The 16092-nt window shown below is 62.4% G+C and carries 15 protein-coding genes; 14 read left to right on the top strand and 1 reads right to left on the bottom strand.

All coding sequences use genetic code 11. From position 1 onward, the window contains the following. Positions 1–112 precede the first annotated feature (112 nt). Positions 113–487, top strand: coding sequence for a DUF5665 domain-containing protein (locus H7C19_RS21225; RefSeq protein ID WP_185671055.1), 375 nt, complete (start codon positions 113–115; stop codon positions 485–487). A gap of 12 nt (positions 488–499) precedes the next feature. Here H7C19_RS21225 and H7C19_RS21220 read toward each other — a convergent pair whose 3' ends face one another. Next, the gene (locus H7C19_RS21220) at positions 500–1231 is read right to left on the bottom strand and encodes a TraR/DksA C4-type zinc finger protein (RefSeq protein WP_185671054.1); all 732 of its coding nucleotides are present in this window, start codon (positions 1229–1231) and stop codon (positions 500–502) included. 228 nt (positions 1232–1459) lie between these two features. Here H7C19_RS21220 and lspA point away from each other — a divergent pair, with 228 nt between their 5' ends. The 13 genes from lspA to H7C19_RS21155 all read left to right on the top strand — a co-directional run bounded on the left by lspA (position 1460) and on the right by H7C19_RS21155 (position 15889). After that, positions 1460–1987 (top strand): signal peptidase II, encoded by a 528-nt coding sequence (lspA, locus tag H7C19_RS21215; RefSeq protein ID WP_185671053.1) that lies wholly within the window; start codon positions 1460–1462, stop codon positions 1985–1987. Further along, positions 1947–2963, top strand: coding sequence for an RluA family pseudouridine synthase (locus tag H7C19_RS21210; protein ID WP_185671052.1), 1017 nt, complete (start codon positions 1947–1949; stop codon positions 2961–2963). The genes lspA and H7C19_RS21210 overlap by 41 nt, the downstream gene beginning before the upstream one ends. A 366-nt stretch (positions 2964–3329) precedes the next feature. Next, positions 3330–4583 (top strand): LL-diaminopimelate aminotransferase, encoded by a 1254-nt coding sequence (locus H7C19_RS21205; protein ID WP_185671051.1) that lies wholly within the window; start codon positions 3330–3332, stop codon positions 4581–4583. 254 nt (positions 4584–4837) lie between these two features. After that, positions 4838–5407 carry a bifunctional pyr operon transcriptional regulator/uracil phosphoribosyltransferase PyrR gene (gene pyrR, locus H7C19_RS21200; RefSeq protein WP_185671050.1) on the top strand — a complete coding sequence of 190 codons (570 nt, stop codon included), beginning with the start codon at positions 4838–4840 and terminating at the stop codon, positions 5405–5407. A gap of 62 nt (positions 5408–5469) precedes the next feature. Further along, the gene (pyrC, locus tag H7C19_RS21195) at positions 5470–6771 is read left to right on the top strand and encodes a dihydroorotase (protein WP_185671049.1); all 1302 of its coding nucleotides are present in this window, start codon (positions 5470–5472) and stop codon (positions 6769–6771) included. A 19-nt stretch (positions 6772–6790) separates the two neighbouring features. After that, positions 6791–7936 (top strand): carbamoyl phosphate synthase small subunit, encoded by a 1146-nt coding sequence (locus H7C19_RS21190; RefSeq protein WP_185671048.1) that lies wholly within the window; start codon positions 6791–6793, stop codon positions 7934–7936. Further along, positions 7923–11144, top strand: coding sequence for a carbamoyl-phosphate synthase large subunit (gene carB, locus H7C19_RS21185; RefSeq protein ID WP_185671047.1), 3222 nt, complete (start codon positions 7923–7925; stop codon positions 11142–11144). The genes H7C19_RS21190 and carB overlap by 14 nt, the downstream gene beginning before the upstream one ends. A 94-nt stretch (positions 11145–11238) precedes the next feature. Further along, the gene (gene pyrF / locus H7C19_RS21180; protein WP_185671046.1) at positions 11239–11982 is read left to right on the top strand and encodes an orotidine-5'-phosphate decarboxylase; all 744 of its coding nucleotides are present in this window, start codon (positions 11239–11241) and stop codon (positions 11980–11982) included. Continuing rightward, positions 11979–12626, top strand: coding sequence for an orotate phosphoribosyltransferase (gene pyrE / locus H7C19_RS21175; RefSeq protein WP_281384920.1), 648 nt, complete (start codon positions 11979–11981; stop codon positions 12624–12626). The genes pyrF and pyrE overlap by 4 nt, the downstream gene beginning before the upstream one ends. A gap of 163 nt (positions 12627–12789) precedes the next feature. Then, complete coding sequence (locus H7C19_RS21170) at positions 12790–13029, top strand: hypothetical protein (protein ID WP_221469385.1); 240 nt, start codon at positions 12790–12792, stop codon at positions 13027–13029. 241 nt (positions 13030–13270) lie between these two features. Further along, positions 13271–14278, top strand: coding sequence for an ABC transporter ATP-binding protein (locus tag H7C19_RS21165; protein ID WP_185671044.1), 1008 nt, complete (start codon positions 13271–13273; stop codon positions 14276–14278). Next, positions 14275–15099, top strand: coding sequence for an ABC transporter permease (locus tag H7C19_RS21160; protein ID WP_185671043.1), 825 nt, complete (start codon positions 14275–14277; stop codon positions 15097–15099). Before H7C19_RS21165 ends, H7C19_RS21160 begins: the two co-directional genes overlap by 4 nt. Further along, complete coding sequence (locus tag H7C19_RS21155) at positions 15083–15889, top strand: ABC transporter permease (RefSeq protein WP_185671042.1); 807 nt, start codon at positions 15083–15085, stop codon at positions 15887–15889. The genes H7C19_RS21160 and H7C19_RS21155 overlap by 17 nt, the downstream gene beginning before the upstream one ends. The last annotated feature ends 203 nt before the right edge of the window (positions 15890–16092 follow it).

Here is a 16092-nt window from a genome sequence, read left to right as displayed (position 1 = left end):
CGGAGCAAACCATTAATAGCATGCAGGAGCAAACGAGTCTTGTCCGCAAGGGCTGCCGCGAACGCAGCCGCTCGCGGCGGACTCGTTTTGCATCTGAGAGGGGGGCGCGCGGATGAGCCCGGAGGAAGGCGCAGGCGGCGAAGAGCGGAAAACGACAACAAGATCCAGTCTCGCGGCGGAAGCGAACGCCATGCGGCGCACGCTCGAACTCCTGACCGTGAGGCTGGATCGATTGGCATTGGATATGGAGAAGGCGCAATTGAAGGACTACGTCAATCTCATGAACCGGCCGTGGCAGCTCATCTGGCGCAACGTCCTGGCCGGCCTGTCGAGAGGCGTCGGCATCGCGCTCGGCTTCACCTTTTTCGCGGCGACGATCGTCTGGCTGCTGCAGCTGCTGGGCGCTTTGAACTTGCCGGTCGTGGGCGACTATATCGCGGACATCGTTCGGATCGTCCAGCGCCAGTTGGAGATCAACCCGTACTGAGCGCGGGCGCGGTTACTCTTCCGCCCACTCGTCGGGCTCGAGCAGCGGATCCCCTTCCGCTTGGGCCATGTAACGATGGTAAGCGCGGTTGCGCACGACGCTGATGTCGTGGCCCGTGATGTCGGTGGCGAGGAAGCTCTCGATCGGCTCGACGAAGCCCTCGTTCTCGTCGGCTTCGATCGACAGGTTGCCATAGTCGTCGTTGTTGTTGCCTTCCGCCATGGCGGGCGTGTTGGAGTTGCCCCAGCTTTCGACGATCTGCCAAGCGTCTTCGCCGTCGAAGCCGTTCTGGTCGTCGCGCTCGTCGAGACTGGTACGCCCGAACGGCGGGTTTAGGAATTCCTCTTCGATCGGCCGGCTGCGGGTTTCCTCCTGCATCGGCTCGTGGGCCACGCAGTAGATCGCCGTGGGCATCGCTTCGAGCCGTTCGGGCGGGATGAAGCTGCCGCAAGCCGCGCATCGGCCGTATTCGCCCGTCTTCATGCGCGCGAGCGCCGCATCGATCCGCTCGAGGCGGAAAGCTTCCCGCTCGAGCAAGGCGAGGTCCTTGCCCCGCTCGTACATCTCCGTGCCGGCGTCGGCGGGGTGATTGTCGATCGCGGAGAGGTCCCCGGTCTCGTCGCGATAGCTGTTCGCCAGCCCATAGTGGTCGTTGTCCCGCGTCCGCCGCTCGAGTTCGTGTTTTTCCTCCAGCAACCGGGTCCGCAGCGCTTCCATTCGGTGATCCGTCAAAGGGAGGGTCATCGCAGGTCCGCTCCTTTACTCGTAGTGGTGGCATTCGGCGCGCCCTTCGTGCCAGGCGGACGCATCATAGGGGATAGTGTATGCCGGGAACGCCGGTTTTACGTAGACGGCGCGGCGGGCAAGTATGGCCGCCCTGTCGATTTATGGAGCGGATAGGTTGGACGCCCCGCGAACCGGTATGTTAAAATCATCAAGCAGGATTATTCGGGGAAGGGCGGCATGCCTTACATGCAACGACGTCGAATCGGAATCTGGGTTTATTACGTGATCGCGGCCCTCGTGTTCGCGATCGATTACGTCACCAAGAAGCTGATCGAGCACAACCTGGATCTCTATCAGCAGGTGAAGGTCATTGGCGATTTCTTCATCATTACGTTCATCCACAACCGGGGCGCCGCCTTCGGCATCCTGCAGGAACAGCGCTGGTTCTTCCTGCTCATCACGGTGCTGGTCGTATCGGCCATCGTCTGGTACTTGCACCGTTCGCACCGTCACGGACGCGGGTTGCTGCTGGTCGCGCTGGCGCTCGTGCTGGGCGGCGCGCTGGGCAATTTTCTGGATCGCGCGATTTACGGCCAAGTGGTCGACTTTATGCAATTTAACTTCGGCAGCTACACGTTTCCGATCTTCAACGCGGCAGACTGCGCTATCGTCGTCGGCGTCGCCATGATCATTCTGGATTCGCTGTTAGCGCCGAAACGGGAGAATGGGCATCATGACCAAGAACAAGATCGTCAAGGAGAACAGCTTGCCTGATTCGTTGGACCGGACGGAGGCAGAAGCGCTCGAAGCCGAGGATTCGGCCGAGGAGGAACTGCTCGAGTGGACGGTGAGCGAGGCGCAGGCGGGACAGCGCATCGACAAATTCGTCACGGAGCAAGCGTTGGACGCGGCGTCGTCCCGCTCGCAGATTCAAGAATGGATCCGCGACGGCCACGTGACCGTAGGCGGCCAATCGGTGAAGCCGAACGCGAAGCTGCAAGCCGGGATGACCGTCGAGGTTCGCGTCCCGGAGCCTGAGCCCGTAGAGGCGCTTCCGGAGGACATTCCGCTCGACGTGATCTATGAAGACGGCGACGTGATCGTCATCAACAAGCCGCGGGGGCTCGTCGTCCACCCGGCCGCCGGCCACGCGCGGGGCACCGTCGTGAACGCGCTCTTGTACCATTGCCGCGACTTGTCCGGGATCAACGGCATGCTCCGTCCGGGCATCGTGCATCGGATCGACAAGGACACGACCGGCCTCCTGATGGCGGCCAAGAACGACCTCGCGCACGCTTCGCTGGCCGAGCAGCTCAAGGCGCACACCGTCACCCGGCGCTATCTCGCGCTCGTCTACGGGAACGTGCCGCACGACCGGGGCACGATCGACGCGCCGATCGGACGCGATTCGAACGACCGCAAGCTGTTCACCGTCACGGACAAGGGCAGCAAGCGGGCGGTTACCCACTTCGCGGTGGTCGAACGCTTCGGCGATTATACGCTCGTCGAGCTGAAGCTCGAGACCGGCCGGACCCATCAGATCCGCGTGCATATGAAGTATATCGGGCATACGCTCGTCGGCGATCCGTTCTACGGCGGCCGCAGCGGCCGGACGCTGGGCATGACGGGCCAGGCGCTCCACGCGGGCGTGCTGGGCTTCGATCATCCGCGTACGGGAGAGAAGCTGGAATTCAGCGTTCCGCTGCCCGAGGATATGGAGCACGCCTTGCACATGCTTCGCACGCGATAGCAGTACCCTAGCTGAACCCGCATGAGGCTCGCCGCATCCCCGAGGATGCCGGACGAGCCTTTTTCGGCGTTTCGAGCGGATTGCGTTTCGCCGAAGCGACGGGGATCCGGCCGATCGGGGCGGGCGGCGTTGCCGTCCGAATCGTTCCGTAGCGCATGCGTCGCTCACCGAAGGCGGCACAGCCGTTTGTACTTGTTTCTGCAAATGTTCGGCGAAATAATCCATGGCGGCGATTACCCGCTTAAGGCATAGTAATAGCGTGAACCCGTGTCGGCTTGGCCGGCGTTCGTTCGCCGGAGCCGCTCGGCCTGTCGTTATCGCCGATCAGGCAAGTTTTCCAATCCCTACAATCAAGGAGTGTCGAATTTGAGCGTCGAACAATACCAAGGCACCTACCTCCAACAGCAATTCGCGAACCGCATCGGCGGCGCGAACTACGGCAAGGATACGAACATCTACAAATTCGAGAAGATCAAACGCGCCAAAGCGGCGGCCCGCGCCGCCTTCCCCGATATCGAGCTGATCGACCTGGGCGTCGGCGAACCGGACGAGATGGCGGACGCCGGCATCGTGGCCAAGCTGGCCGAAGAAGCGGCTAAGCCGGAGAACCGCGGTTACGCGGACAACGGCATCGCCGAGTTCAAAGCGGCCGCCGCGAAATACCTGAAGGAAGTGTTCGCGGTGGACGGCATCGACGCCGACACCGAAGTGGTGCACTCCATCGGCTCGAAGCCGGCGCTGGCCATGCTGCCGACGGCGTTCATCAACCCGGGCGACGTGACGATCATGACGGTGCCGGGGTACCCGATCATGGGAACGCACACGAAGTATCTGGGCGGCGAAGTCTACAACGTGAAGCTGACGAAGGAGAACGACTTCCTGCCGGACCTGGCTGCCATCCCGGAAGACATCGCGAAGCGCGCGAAGCTGCTCTACCTGAACTACCCGAACAATCCGACCGGCGCCGCCGCAACCGCCGATTTCTTCGCAAAGGTTGTCGCGTGGGCGAAGAAGTACCAGGTCGTCGTCGTGCATGACGCGCCTTACGCCGCCTTGACTTACGACGGCATGAAGCCGCTGAGCTTCCTGTCCGTGCCGGGCGCGAAGGACGTAGGCGTCGAGCTGCACTCCTTGTCCAAGTCGTACAACATGACCGGCTGGCGGATCGGATTCGTCGCCGGCAACCCGTTGATCGTCAAGGCGTTCAGCGACGTGAAGGACAACAACGACTCCGGCCAGTTCATCGCGATTCAGAAGGCGGCCGCTTACGGCCTGGCGAACCCGCAGATCACCGAAGCGATCGCGGCCAAGTACTCCCGCCGCCACGACCTCCTGGTCGCCGCGCTGAACGAGATCGGCTTCAAGGCGGAGAAGCCGAAGGGCTCCTTCTTCCTGTACGTCGAAGCGCCGAAGGGCATCAAGGGCGGACAGCGCTTCAACTCCGGCGAGGACTTCTCGCAGTTCCTGATCCGCGAGAAGCTGATCTCCTCCGTGCCGTGGGACGACGCCGGCGCGTTCGTGCGCTTCTCCGTAACGTTCCTTGCGGCCGGAGAGGCCGAGGAACGCCGCGTCATCGACGAGATCAAGCGCCGCCTGACGGACGTCGAATTCGAATTTTAGTCGTCCGCCGATATTGACAGGGCATGTCGAAAGTGCGATAATTTCTCTTAATGAACTGGTACCTTTAAATCAGTCCCGTGAGACTGGCAAGGTGGCGCGTATCGTACGGCCCGGTTCAGCTATCGCCTAGCGGCACGTCTCTGCGACGTCTCTTGGGCGGTCTAGCTGTGCGGGTATCGGAGCGACTATGGACCTCCTTGCGTCTGACGCAAGGAGGTTTTTTGATGCCGTCTTTCGGAGCAGGAGGGGTCGGTATGCAGGAATCCGGCAACATCATTATGGACGAATCGGCGATCCGGCGAGCGCTGACGCGCATCGCACACGAGATCGTCGAGAAGAACAAAGGGATCGAAGGCTGCGCGATCGTCGGCATTCGCACCCGCGGCATCTACCTGGCCCGGCGGATCGCCGAGCGCATCCGGGAGATCGAGGGCAACCCCATCGGCGTCGGCGAGCTGGACATCACCCGCTACCGCGACGACAGGCCGGTGAACGAGCTGCCGCTGGACGGCATCGTCTGCCGGAACGGCGACACGTCCTTCGACGTCAGGGACAAACGCATCATTCTGTTCGACGACGTGCTGTATACCGGCAGGACGATCCGCGCCGCGATGGACGCGCTGATGGACTGCGGCAGGCCGCAATCGATCCAGCTCGCGGTGCTGGTCGACCGCGGACACCGGGAGCTGCCGATCCGTCCGGACTACGTAGGCAAGAACGTGCCGACCTCTAGGCACGAGCAGATCGAAGTGTCGCTCAGGGAGATCGACGAGACGGACTGCGTCACGATCCTGCATCCGCGCGAAGCGGAAGTGGAAGTGTGAACGAGAGGCCGACGGCACCAGGGATTGCGGCATCTATCGGAACAAGAGGAGGAACAATAGCCGTGACAACATGGATTCTGAACGGCCTGACGCTCAACCCGGAGACGGGAGAGACGGAGAAGAAGCATCTGCGCATCGAGAACGGCGCGGTCGCGGAATGGGCGGACGGCGCGAGCGCGCCCGATACGGCGGGGACGGAAACGATCGACGCTTCCGGCAAGCTCGTATCGGCCGGGCTGATCGACATGCACGTCCACCTGCGCGAACCGGGCTTCGAACATAAAGAAACGATCGCGACCGGCACGCAATCGGCGGCCAAGGGCGGCTTCACGACGATCGCCTGCATGCCGAACACCCGGCCGGTCATCGATACGCCGGATACGGTGAAGCTGGTGCTGGACAAAGCGGCGACCGAAGGCGCGGTCCGCGTGCTGCCGTACGCGGCGATCACGAAGAACGAGCTCGGCCGCGAGCTGACCGACTTCGCGGCGCTGAAGGAAGCGGGCGCGATCGGCTTCACGGACGACGGCGTCGGCGTGCAGAACGCGCAGATGATGAAGAACGCCATGACGCTCGCCAAGTCGCTCGGCATGCCGGTCATCGCGCACTGCGAGGACGACTCGCTCGTCGAGGGCGCATCGGTGTCCGAAGGCGCGTTCGCCCGCAAGCACGGCTTGAAGGGCATCCCGAACGAGTCCGAAGCGATCCACGTCGGCCGCGACATCCTGCTCTCCGAAGCGACGGGCGTGCACTACCACGTCTGCCACGTCAGCACCGAACAGTCGATCCGGCTGATCCGGCTGGGCAAGTCGATCGGCGTCAACGTCACCTCGGAGGTGTGCCCGCACCATCTGCTGCTCGCGGACGAAGATATCCCGGATACGATGGACGCGAACTGGAAGATGAACCCGCCGCTGCGCACGCCGCGCGACGTCGAGGCTTGCATCCGGGCGTTGGAGGAAGGGACGATCGACATCATCGTCACCGACCACGCGCCGCACAGCGAGGAAGAGAAAGCCCGCGGCATGGACCGCGCGCCCTTCGGCATCGTCGGCTTCGAGACGGCGTTCCCGCTGCTCTACACGAAGTTCGTCAAGACCGGCCGCTGGACGCTGGACTTCCTGCTGCGGCGCATGACGAGCGACCCCGCCCGCGTGTTCAATCTGCCGACCGGCAAGCTCACGCCGGGCGCGCCGGCCGATATCGTCTTGATCGACCTGGAGCAAGAGCGCGAAGTGAACCCCGAGACGTTCTTGACCAAGGGCCGCAATACCCCGTTCGCGGGCTGGAAGCTATATGGATGGCCGGCGTTGACCATGGTAGGCGGCAAGGTCGTCTGGACCGAAGAGAACGGCATCAACTAACGAGCGAGGAGCGATTCGGATGCAAGCGAGACTTTTACTGGAAGACGGCACGCTGTTCACGGGCCAGTCCTTCGGCGCGGACGGCGCGTCGATCGGCGAAGTCGTGTTCAACACCGGGATCACCGGTTACCAAGAAGTATTGTCCGATCCGTCCTACTGCGGACAGATCGTTACCATGACTTTCCCGCTCATCGGGAACTACGGCATTAACCGCGACGACTTCGAGGCCGTCCGTCCCTTCATTCACGGGTTCGTCGTGCGCCGCCACGAGGAAGTGCCGAGCAACTGGAGAGCGCAATATACGCTGGACCATCTGCTGAAGGAGTACGGCATTCTCGGCATCAGCGAGATCGACACCCGCATGCTGACGCGGATTCTGCGCCAGCACGGCACGATGAAGGGCATTCTGACGACGGGTTCCGAGCGCGTCGAAGAGCTGCAAGAGCGTCTCGGCGTCACGCCGCTCCTGCGCGACCAAGTGGCCCGCACGTCGACGAAGAGCGTCTTCTCGAGCCCGGGTACCAAAGAACGGATCGTGCTGATCGATTACGGCGCGAAGAGCGGCATTCTGCGCGAGCTGACGCAGCGCGGCTGCGACGTCGTCGTCGTGCCGCAAGACACGACCGCGGACGACATTCGCCGGCTGCATCCGGACGGCATTCAGCTGTCCAACGGCCCCGGGGATCCGAAGGACGTACCCCACGCCGTCGAGACGATCCGCGAGCTGCTCGGCGAGTATCCGATCTTCGGCATCTGCCTTGGCCACCAGCTGTTCGCCCTCGCCTGCGGCGCGGACACGGGTAAGCTGAAGTTCGGCCACCGCGGCGGCAACCATCCGGTCAAGGAGCTCGAATCCGGCCGCTGCTTCATCACGTCGCAGAACCATGGTTACACAGTCAAGGAAGATTCGATTCAAGGCACCGACCTGACCGTCACGCACATCAACAACAACGACAAGACGATCGAAGGCCTGAAGCACAACAAATTCCCGGCTTTCACGGTTCAATACCATCCGGAAGCCGCGCCCGGCCCGTTCGACAACAGCTACCTGTTCGACCGGTTCCTGGACATGATCCGCGAGCATAAGCTCGCCAACCCGGCGCGTCCGCGCCAAGCGCAATTGTCGGAGACGCTGAGAGGAGAGCTGCAGTATGCCCAGAAATAAAGACCTCAAGAAAATTCTCGTCATCGGCTCGGGTCCCATCGTCATCGGACAAGCGGCGGAATTCGACTATGCCGGCACGCAAGCTTGCCAAGCGCTGAAGGAAGAAGGGCTGGAAGTCGTCCTGATCAACAGCAACCCGGCCACCATCATGACCGACACGAACATGGCCGACAAAGTATATATCGAGCCGATCAACCTCGAGTTCGTCTCCCAGATCATCCGCCAGGAGCGTCCGGACGGCTTGCTGCCGACGCTCGGCGGGCAGACGGGCCTGAACATGGCCGTCGAGCTGGCGCGCGCAGGCGTGCTTGAAGCCGAAGGCGTCAAGCTGCTCGGCACCCAGCTGACGGCGATCGAGAAAGCCGAAGACCGCGACCTGTTCCGCGATCTGATGCGCGAGCTGGAGCAGCCGGTGCCGGAGAGCGTCATCGTCACGACGGTTCAAGAATCGGTCGACTTCGCGAACGAGATCGGCTATCCGGTCATCGTGCGTCCGGCGTACACGCTGGGCGGCACGGGCGGCGGCATCTCGGGCAGCGAAGAGGAGCTGCGCGAGATCGTGGCGAACGGCCTGCGCTACAGCCCGATCGGCCAATGTCTGATCGAGAAGTCCATCGCCGGCATGAAGGAAGTCGAGTACGAAGTCATGCGCGACGCGAACGACAACTGTATCGTCGTCTGCAACATGGAGAACTTCGACCCGGTCGGCGTCCATACCGGCGACAGCATCGTCGTCGCGCCTAGCCAGACGCTGTCCGACCGCGAGTATCAAATGCTGCGCTCGGCGTCGCTGAAGATCATCCGCGCGCTGAACATCGAAGGCGGCTGCAACGTGCAGTTCGCGCTCGATCCCCAAAGCTATCAATATTACGTCATCGAAGTCAATCCGCGGGTTAGCCGCTCCTCGGCGCTCGCTTCCAAAGCGACGGGCTATCCGATCGCGAAGATGGCGGCGAAGATCGCCGTCGGCTACACGCTCGACGAGATCGTCAACCCCGTCACGGGTCAGACCTACGCTTGCTTCGAGCCTACGCTGGACTACATCGTAAGCAAAATTCCGCGCTGGCCGTTCGACAAGTTCACGGACGCCAACCGCAAGCTCGGCACGCAGATGAAAGCGACCGGCGAAGTCATGGCCATCGGCCGTACGTTCGAGGAGTCGATCCACAAAGCGGTGCGCTCGCTGGAGATCGGCACGCATCGCCTGCTGCTCAAAGGCGCGAACGAGCTGGACGACGAGACGCTGACGAATCGTCTGGCCAAAGCGGACGACGAGCGGCTGTTCCTGATCGCCGAAGCGTTCCGCCGCGGCTGGTCGCTGCAGCATATCCAGGACACGACGAGCATCGACTGGTGGTTCCTGGACAAGATCGAACGGATCGTCCGGTTCGAGGACGTCATCCGCCGCGAGCCGGGGCTGACCCAGGAGACGCTGTACAAGGCGAAGCGCATGGGCTTCACCGACCGCGCGATCGCCGAGCTGCGCCGCGAAGGCCAAGGCGCGAGCGCCGCGCTGACGGTCGAGGGCGACGTTCGGAAGCACCGTCTGGAGCAAGGCCTGAAGCCGGTCTACAAGATGGTCGACACGTGCGCGGCCGAGTTCGAGGCGACCACGCCGTACTACTACTCGACCTACGAGACGGAGAACGAAGTGCTGCCGAGCGCGAAGCAGAAGGTCATCGTGCTGGGCTCGGGCCCGATCCGGATCGGCCAAGGCATCGAGTTCGACTACTCGACGGTGCACGCCGTATGGGCGCTGCGCAACGCCGGCTACGAAGCCGTCATCATCAATAACAATCCCGAGACGGTATCCACCGACTTTAACACGTCGGACCGCCTCTACTTCGAGCCTCTCTTCTTCGAGGACGTCATGAACGTCATCGAGCAAGAGAAGCCGCTCGGCGTCATCGTGCAGTTCGGCGGCCAGACGGCCATCAACTTGGCGGGTCCGCTGTCCAAAGCCGGCGTCCGCATCCTCGGCACTTCGCTCGAGAGCATCGACGAAGCCGAAGACCGCAAGAAGTTCGAAGCGCTGCTGCGCAAGCTGGATATCCCGCAGCCGAAGGGCAGCACGGTCACGTCGGTTGAAGAAGCCGTCGGCACCGCCCAATCGCTCGGCTATCCGGTGCTCGTGCGTCCTTCGTACGTCCTCGGCGGCCGCGCCATGGAGATCGTCTACTCCGACGAAGAGCTGCTGGCCTACATGAAGGTGGCCGTGAAGATCAATCCGGAGCATCCGGTCCTGATCGACCGCTACATGCTGGGCAAGGAGATCGAAGTCGACGCCATCTGCGACGGCGAGACGGTGCTCATCCCGGGCATCATGGAGCACGTCGAGCGCGCCGGCGTCCACTCCGGCGACTCGATCGCGGTCTATCCGCCGCAGTCGCTGTCCGACGACGTGAAGCAGCAGGCGATCGACATCACGATCCGCATCGCCAAGGAGCTGAAGACGATCGGCCTGGTCAACATCCAGTTCGTCGTCTGGCAGGACCGCGTCTACGTCATCGAGGTCAACCCGCGCTCTTCGCGGACGGTTCCGTTCCTGTCCAAGGTGACGAACATCCCGATGGCGAACCTGGCGACTCAGGCAATTCTCGGCGTCAAGCTGGCCGATCTGGGGTATCAGGACGGCTTGTGGCCGGAAGACGAATACGTCTCCGTCAAGGTGCCGGTCTTCTCCTTCGCCAAGCTGCGCCGCGTCGACCCGACGCTGACGCCGGAGATGAAGTCGACGGGCGAAGTCATGGGACGCGACCGCCACTTCGCGAAGGCGCTGTTCAAAGGACTCATCGGCTCCGGCATGAAGATCCCGCAATCCGGTTCGATCATCGCGACGATCGCCGACAAGGACAAGGCCGAAGCGATCGAGATTCTGAAGGGCTTCTACAACCTGGGCTACAAGCTCATCGCCACCGGCGGAACCGCGGATGCCATCGAGCAAGCGGGCATGCGCGTGAAGCGGGTGAACAAGCTGAGCGAAGGCTCGCCGAACATCGTCGACCTGATCCGTACCGGCAAAGCCCAATTCGTCGTCAACACGCTGACGAAGGGCAAAACGCCGGAACGTGACGGCTTCCGCATCCGCCGCGAGGCGGTCGAGAACGGCGTCGTCTGCCTGACGTCGCTCGATACCGTCAGCGCGCTGCTGCACATGCTGCAGGCGCTCCGCTTCTCGAGCGAGCCGATGCCGGTGTTCCAGGGTTAAAACGTCGTATATGGCCCGGTCCTCCCGCGAATCTTGCGGCGCAGGATCGGGCTTCTATATGAACATGAACGATTCGAAGGAGGCGGGGAAGATCATGATCCAAACTTTGACACGCGAGCAAGCGGCGGCGAAAGTTATGGTGGCGCTGGACAAGCCGGATGCCGAAGCCGCGCTGCGGCTCGCATCCGAGCTGCAAGGAGCCGGTTGCTGGATGAAGGTGGGCCTGGAGCTCGTCTACGCGGCGGGCCCGTCCGTCGTCCGGGAACTGAAGTCCCGCGGATTCCAGGTGTTCCTGGACGTGAAGATGCACGACATTCCGAACACCGTGCGCGGCGGCGCGCGGAGCGTCGCGCGCCTCGGCGTCGACATGTTCAACGTCCACGCGGCCGGCGGCCTGGCGATGATGCGCGCGGGGCGGGAAGGCATCGAAGATGCCGTCCAAGCCGGAGATGCGGCGAATTCGCCGCTCGTCATCGCGGTCACCCAGTTGACGAGCACGAACCAGGCGACGCTGAACGACGAGATCGGCATCGCCGGTGCCGTGGAAGAGGCCGTCGTGCGCTACGCGCGACTGGCGAAGGCGGCAGGCCTGCACGGGGTCGTCGCTTCCCCGCTCGAAGTCGCCGCGATCAAGGCGGTCTGCGGCGAGGAATTCTGCACCGTCACGCCGGGCATTCGCCCAAGCGGGTCCGAGACGGGCGACCAATCCCGCATCACGACCCCGCGCGACGCCGTGGCGGGAGGCACGGACTATCTGGTGATCGGCCGTCCGATCACCGCCGCCCCGAACCCGGCCCAAGCGCTGGAACACATTTTGAAGGAGATGACCGAAGCATGAGCGATACTCTGTTGACCGAACTGCCCGCCCGAATCGCCGGGCACCTGCTCGAGATCGGCGCCGTCAGCCTGCGCCCCCAAGACCCGTTCACCTGGACGTCCGGCATCGTCTCGCCCATCTATTGCGACAACCGGTTGACGATGTCCTACCCGGCGATCCGCGATACGATCGCGGAAGGCTTCGCGGCCGTCATCCGCGCGAAGTACCCCGACTGCGAGGCGGTCGCGGGCATCGCGACCGGCGGCATCCCGCATGCGGCCTGGGTCGCGGACAAGCTGGGCCTGCCGATGCTGTACGTGCGCGACAAGGCCAAAGGCCATGGCAAGACGAACCAGATCGAAGGCCACTTCAAGCCGGGACAGAAGGTCGTCCTGATCGAGGACCTCATCTCCACCGGCGGCAGCTCGCTCAAAGCGGCTGTCGCGGTCCGCGAGGCCGGCTGCGACGCGCAGGGCGTCGTCGCGATCTTCACCTATCAGTTCCAGAACGCGCTGGACGCCTTCGCCGCGGAGAACGTGCCGCTCGATACGCTGTCCAACTACTCCGCGTTGATCGATACGGCCCTCGCCGCCGGCAAGATCCGTCAAGCAGACGTGGCGCTGCTCCAATCGTGGCGGGAGAATCCGCAAGCGTTCGGGAAATAATTGCGAGCATGTCCACAGAGCATCTTTAGGCCTTCTTTAGGCCTCGGGATGCTCTTTTTTTTGATTCATTCGGCATGGCATAGGGTTATAAAAAGAATAACGAAGCATACACTCTATTAATTGCCGATAGAATTCGAGATTGAGAGGTTGAGGGAAAATGAACATGATCACATTCCAACAATTAATGGCTGAAACCGGAGATCTGCTGTACCGCGTCCGCATCTACGACCGGAATCTGATCCATGGCGACGAGATTCTGGAGATGGACCGGACCTATGAGATGTTGAACAATATGCGATGGATGGGCAACAGCGACCTGCTCCGCAATATCGCGGCGGAGAAGCTGCTGCGCATGCGCAGGCGGCTGCTGACGATGATGGAAGATTTGTTGTTCAGCGCTTAAAGTTGGGTATTGCCAACCGGATGATGGGCTGGTAATATGTAACATCAAACGGAAGGGTTTCTAGGGATCCGACGCGGCGCATCGCCGCGGGCGAACCGAGCGAGACCGACGGGGCACATATGCCGCGCTACACCGTAGGGATAAAAGACCTTCGGCAAGTTCCGCCTATGAAGGCGGCGCCTGCCGGAGGTCTTTTTTGCTTTACCGAGACAAAGCGGGGCAGAAGGGGAGGAGATGCCGCATGCGCGCGTTGACGACGAGCGGCCTGAGCAAGACGTTTAAGGTAAAGCGGAAGCCCGAAGGGCTGAGCGGGAGCTTCCGCTCGCTGTTCAAGCCGGAATGGGAGGAGAAGGCGGCGGTGCAAGCGATCGACCTGGCGGTCGATCAAGGAGAAACGGTCGCCTTCCTCGGTCCGAACGGAGCGGGCAAGTCCACGACGATTAAGATGTTAACCGGCATCCTGCATCCGACGTCCGGCGAAGCGAATGTAGCCGGCTTTGTCCCTTGGAAAGACCGCGCGAGACTCGCTTTCCGCATCGGTACCGTCTTCGGACAGAAATCGCAGCTCTGGTACCATCTCCCGCCGATCGATACGTTCGAGTTGATCAGCCGGGTCTACGAGCTGAAGCGGACGGACTATCTTACGCGGCAGCGGGATCTGATCGAGCGCTTCGAGCTCGGCCCTTATCTGCATACGCCCGTCCGCAAGCTCTCGCTCGGCGAACGAATGCGGTGCGAGATCGCGGCATCGTTCCTGCACCGGCCGCGACTGCTTTTCCTCGACGAACCGACGATCGGGCTTGACGTCGTGGTCAAGCAGCGGATCCGCGAGTTGATCCGGGAGCGGAACCGGCAGGAGGAGACGACCGTCTTCCTGACGTCGCACGACGCCGGAGATGTGGAGGAGCTGTGCTCGCGGGTCATCGTGATCCACCATGGCGGCATGCTGCTCGACGAGCCGGTGGAGCGAGTGAAGCGCGATGTGCTGAGCCGCAAGACGATCAAGCTCACGTTGACCGAGGCGGCGGATCGGACTTCTTTCCCCGTCGTGACGGGGACCGAGGTACATGCTGTGGAAGATAGGCGGCTCATCCTCTCGGTAGACCTGAAGCAAATCGGGATCGAGGAGGCGTTGGGCGGCTTCCTAGGCCGGGTCCGGATCGAAGATCTGACGGTCGAGGATCCGCCGCTCGAAGAGATCATCAAGCACATCTACGGAATGCGGGCGAGCGGGGAGGGATCCGCATGAACCGGAGCGTCCGGCTATCGCGTTGGCGCGCGTCGGGGAGCAAAGGGATCGCGGTCGGTCGAATCGCTTGGCGCCAGCAGCTTGCGTACAAAACGGACTTTGTGCTGCGGGCCTCGTTTCTGCTGCTGATTCTGTTCGTTTTCGAGCAGCTCTGGTCGGCCGCGTATGGCGGCGACTTCGCGAAGGAGATCGGCGGCTTCACGTTGAAGCAGATCGTCTGGTATCTGGTATTCACGGAGGCGCTGACGATGGCGGTGCCGCCGCTCGCCGCCCGGATCGAGGAGGAGGTCAAGAACGGCGACATCGCGGTCCGTCTCACCCGCCCGATCTCCTACGTCGGCTATCACTATGCCTCGTACATGGCGGAGGCGGCATTTCGGTTTCTCGTCCACTTGGCCGTCGGGAGCCTTATCGCTTGGCCGTTCGTAGGCGCGCCAGCTTTTGGGGCCGGTTGGGCGGGGCTGCTGATTCTGAGCGTGGGCGCGCTGTCGGTGCTGTTCCTATTAAACGCCATCGTAGCGCTCTCTGCGTTCTGGGTGGAAGAGACGAGCGGTTTGAGCTTCGTGCTCAGCAAGCTGCAATTCACGGTCGGCGGCATGCTGCTGCCGCTCGATCTGATGCCCGAGTGGCTGCAGCGCGTCTGCGCTTGGCTTCCTTTCCAAGCGGCGCTGTATTTCCCGGCGCGGGCCGGCGTGCAGGCGGACAGCGCGGAGTTGCTCCGCGACCTGGCGATCCAGGCGGCTTGGCTGATCGCGCTGTCGGCGATCGTCATGTTCATCTACCGAAGAGGAGTGAGAAAGCTGCATGTCAACGGAGGCTAATCGGGTTGGCGGCATTTGGCGGTTTTTGGTCGCTTGCTGGAAAGCGAATCTCTCTTCGGCTTTGGAATATCGGCTCAGCTTTCTCCTGCTGGCGGGCATGATGCTGGTGAACAATCTGATGTGGCTGTTCTTCTGGAGCTTGTTCTTCGCCCGGTTTCCTGTCGTGCAGGGCTGGGAGCTGCGGGACGTTATGATGCTCTGGGCGATCAGCGCGGGCGGCTTCGGCTGGGCGAGCGTCCTGTTCGGCAACTATTATCGGATCGCGACGATCGTATCGTCGGGGCAGCTGGACGTCTATCTCTCCCAGCCGAAGCCGGTGCTGCTGCACGTGCTGGCGAGCCGCATGTCGGTCATGGCGGCAGGCGACTTCCTGTTCGGCTTGCTCGTCTATGCCTGGGCTGGGGATCACACCATTCGGGGATTCTTGCTCTTCGCGGCAGGGTTGCTGCTGGCCGGACTGCTCTTCATGGGCATCATGATCATCGTCGGGTGCTTGGCCTTCTGGTACGGCAATTCGGAAGGGATCGCGCAACAGGTGTTCAACAGCTTCGTCGCGCTGACGACCTATCCCTCGGATATCTTCCGCGGCGTCGCGAGGACGATTCTGTTCTCCGTCGTCCCGGCGGGGTTCATCAGCTACTTGCCGATCGGGCTGCTCCGGTACTTCGATCCGGCATTCGTCTTCGTCGCCGTCTTGGTCACATTAGGACTCCTCGCAATCGGCATCGTCCTGTTCTATGTCGGCTTGCGCCGCTATGCGTCGGGCAACGCCATTACCGTTAGGCAGTAGAGGGAGGGAGCGAGGCTGATTGCCCGTTCGCTCCTGTCGGGAGAGAAGGTCAACCTTACTGCAGGGGAGGGAAGGCGTCTCGTCTCAACTTTGCGCAATATCCCCGTCGCTCAGGAAGAAAGGTGTCCGTGATTCGGCGTTTGCGCAATATCCTCGTCGCTCAGGAAGAAGGGTGCACGTGATTCGGCGTTTGCGCAATATCC

Origin of the sequence: Cohnella nanjingensis, from assembly GCF_014212125.1 — a bacterium.
Lineage (GTDB): Bacteria > Bacillota > Bacilli > Paenibacillales > Paenibacillaceae > Cohnella > Cohnella nanjingensis.
Note: the sequence above shows the minus strand (reverse complement) of the source record. Positions and strands in the feature narration are given on the sequence as shown.

Coding starts and splice junctions, on each gene's coding strand:
- H7C19_RS21225 (WP_185671055.1), top strand. CDS start 113: ATGAGCCCGGAGGAAGGCGCAGGCGGCGAAGAGCGGAAAACGACAACA.
- H7C19_RS21220 (WP_185671054.1), bottom strand. CDS start 1,231: ATGACCCTCCCTTTGACGGATCACCGAATGGAAGCGCTGCGGACCCGG.
- lspA (WP_185671053.1), top strand. CDS start 1,460: ATGCAACGACGTCGAATCGGAATCTGGGTTTATTACGTGATCGCGGCC.
- H7C19_RS21210 (WP_185671052.1), top strand. CDS start 1,947: ATGACCAAGAACAAGATCGTCAAGGAGAACAGCTTGCCTGATTCGTTG.
- pyrR (WP_185671050.1), top strand. CDS start 4,838: ATGCAGGAATCCGGCAACATCATTATGGACGAATCGGCGATCCGGCGA.
- H7C19_RS21190 (WP_185671048.1), top strand. CDS start 6,791: ATGCAAGCGAGACTTTTACTGGAAGACGGCACGCTGTTCACGGGCCAG.
- carB (WP_185671047.1), top strand. CDS start 7,923: ATGCCCAGAAATAAAGACCTCAAGAAAATTCTCGTCATCGGCTCGGGT.
- pyrF (WP_185671046.1), top strand. CDS start 11,239: ATGATCCAAACTTTGACACGCGAGCAAGCGGCGGCGAAAGTTATGGTG.
- pyrE (WP_281384920.1), top strand. CDS start 11,979: ATGAGCGATACTCTGTTGACCGAACTGCCCGCCCGAATCGCCGGGCAC.
- H7C19_RS21170 (WP_221469385.1), top strand. CDS start 12,790: ATGATCACATTCCAACAATTAATGGCTGAAACCGGAGATCTGCTGTAC.
- H7C19_RS21165 (WP_185671044.1), top strand. CDS start 13,271: ATGCGCGCGTTGACGACGAGCGGCCTGAGCAAGACGTTTAAGGTAAAG.
- H7C19_RS21160 (WP_185671043.1), top strand. CDS start 14,275: ATGAACCGGAGCGTCCGGCTATCGCGTTGGCGCGCGTCGGGGAGCAAA.
- H7C19_RS21155 (WP_185671042.1), top strand. CDS start 15,083: ATGTCAACGGAGGCTAATCGGGTTGGCGGCATTTGGCGGTTTTTGGTC.